The sequence below is a fragment of the Geodermatophilus sp. SYSU D01176 genome (genome assembly GCF_054050015.1).
This window is the reverse complement of record NZ_JBJGYN010000032.1, coordinates 48364-55035: the sequence shown is the minus strand read 5'-3', so window position 1 is coordinate 55035 and position 6672 is coordinate 48364. Positions and strand designations below refer to the sequence as shown.

Genomic DNA, 6672 nt, shown 5'->3' with positions numbered 1-6672 from the left:
CGGCGCCGTCCCCCGGCGGGGGGCGGCGCCGCGGTGCTGTCCGGGGAGGGGTGGACGGCGGCGCGCGATAGAGGTTAGCCTCGCCTTACCCGTCGGACGGCGGGTGGAGCGAGGCGAGGGAGGGCCGCGTGGGGCTGCGACTGCCGGTCGGGGACGTGACCGTGCTGCTGGGCCCGGCGGGAGCCCGCCGCCGGGTGATGGCCGCGCTCGACGACGACAGCGGGCGCTGCGCCTCCGGTCACTCGGCCGTCCGCGTGCAGCGCGTCGCGGCCACCGCGGACGACGACGTGCACCGCCGCATCGAGGCGATCGAGGCCGTGCGCGAGGCCGGGGCCACGATCGTGCTCGTCGACCGGCTCACCGAGGGGCTGGCCGCCCCGGACCGCCGCGCGGTCCTCGCGGCCCTGCGCCCGGTGGCCACCGGTGGCCGCGCGGTCCTGGTGGACGACGACGACCCGGTCGCGGCACTGGCCGTGGCCGACGGCGCGCTGCGTGCCGACCCGGCCGGCGGTCTGACGGCCGAGTCGGTGGGGGACCTGGGCTACCTGGCCTCGTAGCCGGAGGACCCCGCTGCCCCCGCTGCTCGCAGGCTCGCAGCGGACCCTGCAGCAGGGCCGACCGAGGCTCGCAGCGGGACCCTGCAGCGGGGCCGTCCCCTCAGGTCACCTGGCCTCGTAGGTGAGGCAGTCGGCGGCGTCGGTGCTCGGCCCGACCCGCACGCTGGGGGCGTGGCACTCGAGCTTGTCGTTGTGCACGCAGTCGGAGCGGTGGCAGGCGCCGACCAGGCCGTTGCGGTCGAGACCCCCGCGGAAGCTGATCTCCACGAAGGTGCCGCAGTGGGCGTGGTCGCCACCCACCGTGATCGCGCCGGCGTGACAGCTGTGCTCGGCGTTGTACGAGCAGCTGCTGACGGCGCAGTCCTGAACCTGGGGCATGTCCTGGAGCGAGGTCATGCCCCAGGTTGGCACGTCCACAGGTGACCCGCCAGCCATCTGAGGCTGCCCTAATGCCCAGGTCAGCGGTGCGTCGGCGGAACGTGAACGGTCGCTTCCCACAGCGTTCCCACAGCCGTTCCCCGGCGGTCTCCGAGCCGTGCCGGGGACCATGGGCGGGAAGACGGGAGGAGGTGGCCGCAGGTGGTGGTGCAGACCGGACCGGTCGCCGCCGGGGCCCCGCGGGCTCGCGGGCTCGCGGCGCCGCAGGGGGTGCTGGTGGTCATCGGCGGGCTGCCCGGCAGCGGCAAGACGACGCTGCTGCGCCGGCTGATGGCCGAGCACGCGTCCGGGGTCGTCGCCCTGGACTCCGAGGACGTCGCCGCCCGGGTGCAGGCGGCGGGCGTGCGCGTGCCGTACCGCCTCCTCCGGCCACTGGTGCACGCCTGGCACCGGGTGCGGGTGCTGCGCGCCGTGGCCGGGCCTGCGCCGGCCGTCGTCCTCACCGACCCCTGGACGCGGCCGTGGTGGCGGTCCGCCGTCCTGCGCGCTGCGCGGCGGGCCGGCCGCCCGGTGCGGCTGGTCCTGCTCGACGCGTCGCGGGAGCTCGCCGAGAGGGGGCAGGCCGCCCGCGGCCGCGGCATCCCCGGGCGGTCGATGCGCCGGCACGCCACCCGCTGGGATGCGCTGCTGCGGGCCGTGGTGGAGCCGGCCGGCGTTCCCGGCACGGAGGCGGTGACCGTCGTGGACCGGCCGCGGGCCGACCGCCTCGCCCTCGCCGACGTCCTCGGCCGGCCCGCGCCCTGAGGCCGGCGGCGTCGGTCACCGGTCCGGCGGCCGGGGAGCGGCGTCCAGCCAGCCGACGACGAGGACGTGCGGCAGCGTCAGGGCGGCCAGCAGCGGCAGGTCGGCGGCCACGAACGCGCGCCAGCCGCCGGCGGCCGACCACAGCAGGGCCAGCACGACGAGGACGGCGGCGGTCGGCGGCGCCGCCCGGACCGCGAAGCGGCGCAGCGGCCGGCCGAGCCGCCCGGCGGCCAGGTCGGCGGCGCTGCCCGGGTCCTCGGCGACCACGCGGGCGACGTGCCGCACCGCGTGCCAGCAGCCGAAGTAGACGCCGAAGGCCGCCAGCGGCGGGACGACGAGCACCAGGACGACCAGACCCGCCAGCTCGGCCGCCTCCACCAGCTGCCGCCGTCGCAGCAGATCCCCGGCCAGGAGCGCCGCGGCCGCCGGCACGAGCGCGAGCACCGCCGTCCGCACACCGGCCGGCAGCGTCCCGTCGGAGCCGGGGACGACGGCGGCGACGACCGCCGCGGTCTCGGCCGCGCCGCGGACCAGTGGCACCAGCAGCACGACGGCCCCGGCCACGAGCGCCGCGGGTGCCCGCCGCCGCACCGGGCGGTCGGCCCGCAGGTCGGCGAAGGCGGTCTCCCCGGTGCCGAAGTGCCAGACCGAGACGGCGACGAACACCAGCAGCGCGGGGCCGGGCCAGCTGCGGAAGGCCAGCCACGCGGCGGCGGCCAGCGCGGCGTAACCGGCCGCGAACCCGGCCACCCGCGCAGCCGGCCAGTGCAGCCGCGCGGCGGGCACCAGGTGGTCGACCGCCCCGTGCGGCAGGCCGAGCAGCAGCCCCGCCACGAGCACCACCCCCGCCGCGTGCCCCCATCCGCCGGGGACGGCGACCTGCACGACGACGGCGGCGGCCACGGCCGCGCCCGAGACCGCCGTCGCGGCTCCGGCGGGGGTGGTGACGAGCCGTCGGGGGGCGAGGGTGTCCGGAGGCGTCACTCGATCCCTCCAGGAGCCGGCGGACGCGGACCGGCCGGTACCCCGCCGGGTGGTGGCCAACCGCGACGCGGGCGGCGCCCGGATCTCCGTCCGGCGCGGTTCCGTCACGCAGTGCCAAGGCGCGCGCGCCGGGCGTTGACGAGGGGAGCAACCCCGGGTTGATTCGTGACACCAGGTGTCGGACACCGATGCCCCGGGCCAGGGGGAGCACGCTATGCCGGCGTGGACGGTGCAGGTCTCGCAGGACCAGGACGAGCGGGTCGAGGCCGGGATGCTGGTCACCGAGTCGGGAGCGCTCATCGCGTTCACGGACGAGGGACTGGTGCTGCGCGCCTGGGCGCCCGGCCAGTGGCGGACCGTGCGGGCGATCGAGGCGGTGCAGGCGTTCCGGGGTGGCGCGGACAGCAGGGACGACGTGCTGACCTGGTTGCCCCGGGGCTGAGACGGCCCTCCCCGCGTGCAGGACCGGAGGGTCCGGCGCGGGCCGGGCGGTCGTAGGGTCGCGGCCGTGCTGCCTCCCGTCGTCGACCTCCCGTGGCTGCGCGCCCACCGCGCCGACGTCGTGCTGACCGACGTGCGCTGGTACCTGGACGGGCGGTCCGGTCGGGCCGCCTACGACGCCGGCCACCTGCCGGGAGCGGTCTTCGTCGACCTGGACCGCTGGCTGGCCGGGCCCGCCGGCCCCGGCGTCGGGCGGCACCCGCTGCCGGAGCCGGAGGTGTTCGCCGAGGGCATGGCCGGGCTCGGCATCGGTGACGGCGACCCCGTGGTGGCCTACGACGACGTCGGCGGTCTCGTCGCCGCCCGCCTGGTCTGGATGCTGCGGGTCACCGGGCACGAGGCGGCGCTCCTCGACGGCGGGACGGCGGTGTGGGACGGCCCGCTCGAGCAGGCACCGCCGGACCGGGCCCCGGCGGTGTTCACCCCCCGGCCCTGGCCGGCCGAGCGGCTGGCCGGCGTCGACGACGTCCTCGACCAGGCGGCGGTGGTGCTCGACGCGCGCGACCCGGAGCGGTACCGCGGCGAGCGGGAGCCGGTCGACCCGCGGGCCGGGCACGTTCCCGGGGCGGTCAACGTGCCGGCCCGGGCCAACCTGGACGGCAGCGGCCGCTTCCGCCCCGTCGGGGAGCTGCGCGCGACCTTCGCCGCGGCGGGGGTGACCGTCGACGGCGACGTGGTCGCCTACTGCGGCTCCGGGGTGACGGCCTGCCACGACCTGCTCGCCCTGGAGTTGGCCGGCCTGCCGCAGGGCCGGCTCCACGCGGGCTCGTGGTCGCAGTACAGCGCCGACCCCGACCGCCCGGTGGCCGTGGGGGACCGGCCGGCCTGACCCGGGGAGGTCAGGGCCGGGCGGCGAGCGGGGTGCCCGGGCGCGGCACCGGCACGGCCGCGGACGTGGCCGGCTCCTCGACGGCGGCGGGCCCCCGCTCCCCTCGCGGCGGGGCCGGGCCGGGTGTCCCCGTTGCGCGCACCCGGGACGCGGCCCATCCTGCACCCACCCGGCTCTCGAGCGGAGACCCGCGTGGACCACCTGGACGTGCTCGCCGACGCGGCCGAGAACCTGTACCCGGCGCGGATGCAGATGGCGCTGTCCCTCGGCTGGCACATCGTCTTCGCCTGCTTCGGCATCGCCTTCCCCCTGATCACCGTGGTCACCGAGTGGCGCGGTCACCGGCGCGGCGACGCGGAGCTGCTGGGCCTGGCGCGGACCTGGGCGAAGGCGATGGGGATCCTGTTCGCCGCCGGTGCGGTGTCGGGCACGCTGCTGTCGTTCGAGATGGGCATCCTCTGGCCCGGCCTGATGGACCGCTTCGGGGAGGTCTACGGCTTCCCGTTCGTCCTCGAGGGGTTCGCCTTCTTCATCGAGGCGATCTTCGTCGGCGTCTACCTGTTCGGCTGGGACCGGCTCTCCCCGCGGGCGCACGTGCTCAGCGCCGTCCCGATGATCATCTCCGGGATGGCGGGCGCGTTCTTCGTCGTCGCGGCCAACGCGTGGATGAACAACCCCACCGGCTTCCGCCTCGACGAGGAGGGCCGGGTCGTCGACGCGCAGCCGTGGGCGGCGATGTTCGGCCCCTCCACGTGGCCGCAGGTGGTGCACATGCTGCTGGCCGCCTACATGGTCACCGGCTTCACCATCGCCTCGGTGTACGCCGTCGGCATGCTCCGCGGCCGGCGGGAGCGGCACCACCGGCTGGGGCTGGCGATCCCGCTCGCGTTCGCCGCCGTGATCAGCCCGGTGCAGATCGGCGTCGGCGACTGGATCGCCAACACCGTCGCCGACAACCAGCCGGTGAAGCTCGCCGCGATGGAGGGGCAGTACGAGACCACCGCGGGGGCGCCGCTCACCGTCGGCGGCTGGTACACGGACGGGGAGATGCGCTGGGCGCTGGAGATTCCGAACGGGCTGTCGCTCCTGGTGCACCACGACCCGGACGGCGTCGTCCTGGGGCTGGAGGAGTTCCCGGTCGAAGAGCGCCCGCCGGTCAACGTCGTCCACCTGGCCTTCGACGTGATGGTCGGACTCGGGTCGGCGCTGCTGCTCCTGGCCGTCGTCGCCGGCTGGGCCTGGTGGCGCCGCCGCCGGCTGCCGGAGTCACGCTGGTTCCTGTGGGCGGTCGGGGTCTCCGGCGTCGCGGCGGTGGTCGCGATGGAGGCCGGCTGGGTCGTCACCGAGGTCGGCCGCCAGCCGTGGGTCGTCTACGGCATCCTGCGCACCGCCGACGCGGTGAGCCCCGCGCCCGGGCTCTGGCTCGGCTTCTACGCCGTGGTCGCCGTGTACACCGTGCTGACCGCGCTCACCGTGTACGTGCTGCGGCGGCTGGCCGCGCGTCCCGGCACCCCGGCCCCGCAGGAGGTGGACGCCGAGCCGCCGGACCGGGGCACCGGTGAGGTGGCCGTCCGGTGACGCTCGCGGAGGTGGTGCTCGCCGTCATGTTCGTCGGGCTCATCGCCTACGGGCTCTTCGGCGGGGCCGACTTCGGTGCCGGGATCTGGGACCTGCTCGCCGGCGGCAGCCGCCGCGGCGCCCGCCAGCGCGAGCTGATCGAGCACTCCATCGCCCCGGTGTGGGAGGCCAACCACGTCTGGCTGATCTTCGTGCTCGTCGTCCTCTGGACGGCGTTCTCCGGGGCCTTCGCGGCCGTCGTCACCACCCTCTACGTCCCCCTCACCCTGGCCGCCTTCGGGATGATCGCCCGCGGGGCCGCGTTCGCCTTCCGCAAGAGCACCACCACGCTGGGCATGCGGCGACTGCTGGGTGCGGCGTTCGCGTTCTCCTCGCTGGCCACCCCCTACTTCCTCGGCAGCGTCGTGGGGGCCGTCGCCTCGGGACGGGTGCCCGCCGGCATCGCCGCCGGCGACGTGGTCACGAGCTGGCTGAACCCCACGTCCGCGCTCGGCGGTGTGCTCGCCGTCCTGGTCTGCGCCTACCTGGCGGCGGTGTTCCTCTGCGCCGACGCCCGGCGGGAGGGGGCCGACGACCTCGTCGAGCAGTTCCGCGCCCGCGCCCTGGGGACGGCGGCGGTCACCGGTGCGGTCGGCCTCGCCGGGCTGTTCGTGCTCCGCGCCGACGCCCCGCAGCTGTACGCGGGGCTCACCGGCCGGGCGCTGCCCGTGGTGGCGCTGTCGGTGCTCGCCGGCCTGGTCGCCCTCGGCCTGCTGTGGACGCGGCGGTTCGGCGCCGCGCGCGCCGCGTCCGGCCTGGCGGTGACCGCGATCCTCGTCGGCTGGGCGGTGGCCCAGTATCCGTACGTGCTGGTGCCCGAGGTGACCGTCGAGGAGGCGGCCCGCGGCCGGGCGACCCTGGTGGCGATGCTGGTGGCCCTGGGGGCCGGCGCGGTCGTCCTGCTGCCCTCGCTGGTCTACCTGTACGTGCTCTTCCAACGGCCGCCGGCGGGCCGGTCGTCCTCCTGATCCGCACCGCACCGGTCTCGACTGGCCCGCCGGG

The 6672-nt window shown here is 76.8% G+C and carries 8 protein-coding genes; 6 read left to right on the top strand and 2 right to left on the bottom strand.

Features of this window, described 5'->3' with window-relative positions; genetic code table 11:
* Positions 1 to 128 precede the first annotated feature (128 nt).
* Positions 129 to 557: a hypothetical protein gene (locus ACI78Z_RS16865; RefSeq protein WP_457037694.1), complete on the top strand. Its 429-nt coding sequence runs from the start codon at positions 129 to 131 to the stop codon at positions 555 to 557.
* Positions 558 to 662: 105 nt separating this feature from the next.
* Here the strand turns inward: ACI78Z_RS16865 and ACI78Z_RS16860 are convergent, their stop codons facing one another.
* Positions 663 to 953: a DUF1540 domain-containing protein gene (locus tag ACI78Z_RS16860; protein WP_457037693.1), complete on the bottom strand. Its 291-nt coding sequence runs from the start codon at positions 951 to 953 to the stop codon at positions 663 to 665.
* A gap of 183 nt (positions 954 to 1136) precedes the next feature.
* Between ACI78Z_RS16860 and ACI78Z_RS16855 the strand changes: the two genes are divergently transcribed.
* Positions 1137 to 1739, top strand: a complete 603-nt coding sequence (locus ACI78Z_RS16855; RefSeq protein WP_457037692.1) for an ATP-binding protein — start codon at positions 1137 to 1139, stop codon at positions 1737 to 1739.
* A 15-nt stretch (positions 1740 to 1754) separates the two neighbouring features.
* On the opposite strand, the gene ACI78Z_RS16850 is transcribed toward ACI78Z_RS16855, so the two are convergent.
* Positions 1755 to 2723 carry a beta-carotene 15,15'-dioxygenase, Brp/Blh family gene (locus ACI78Z_RS16850; RefSeq protein WP_457037691.1) on the bottom strand — a complete coding sequence of 323 codons (969 nt, stop codon included), beginning with the start codon at positions 2721 to 2723 and terminating at the stop codon, positions 1755 to 1757.
* Between the two features lie 214 nt (positions 2724 to 2937).
* Here ACI78Z_RS16850 and ACI78Z_RS16845 point away from each other — a divergent pair, with 214 nt between their 5' ends.
* From ACI78Z_RS16845 to ACI78Z_RS16830, 4 genes are all read left to right on the top strand, one after another.
* Positions 2938 to 3165, top strand: coding sequence for a hypothetical protein (locus ACI78Z_RS16845; RefSeq protein WP_457037690.1), 228 nt, complete (start codon positions 2938 to 2940; stop codon positions 3163 to 3165).
* 66 nt (positions 3166 to 3231) lie between these two features.
* Complete coding sequence (locus tag ACI78Z_RS16840) at positions 3232 to 4053, top strand: sulfurtransferase (RefSeq protein WP_457037689.1); 822 nt, start codon at positions 3232 to 3234, stop codon at positions 4051 to 4053.
* Between the two features lie 192 nt (positions 4054 to 4245).
* On the top strand, positions 4246 to 5631 hold the full coding sequence (locus ACI78Z_RS16835) for a cytochrome ubiquinol oxidase subunit I (RefSeq protein ID WP_457037688.1): 1386 nt from the start codon (positions 4246 to 4248) through the stop codon (positions 5629 to 5631).
* Positions 5628 to 6638, top strand: coding sequence for a cytochrome d ubiquinol oxidase subunit II (locus ACI78Z_RS16830; RefSeq protein ID WP_457037687.1), 1011 nt, complete (start codon positions 5628 to 5630; stop codon positions 6636 to 6638). Before ACI78Z_RS16835 ends, ACI78Z_RS16830 begins: the two co-directional genes overlap by 4 nt.
* Positions 6639 to 6672: the final 34 nt, after the last annotated feature.

Coding starts and splice junctions, on each gene's coding strand:
- ACI78Z_RS16860 (WP_457037693.1), bottom strand. CDS start 953: ATGACCTCGCTCCAGGACATGCCCCAGGTTCAGGACTGCGCCGTCAGC.
- ACI78Z_RS16845 (WP_457037690.1), top strand. CDS start 2,938: ATGCCGGCGTGGACGGTGCAGGTCTCGCAGGACCAGGACGAGCGGGTC.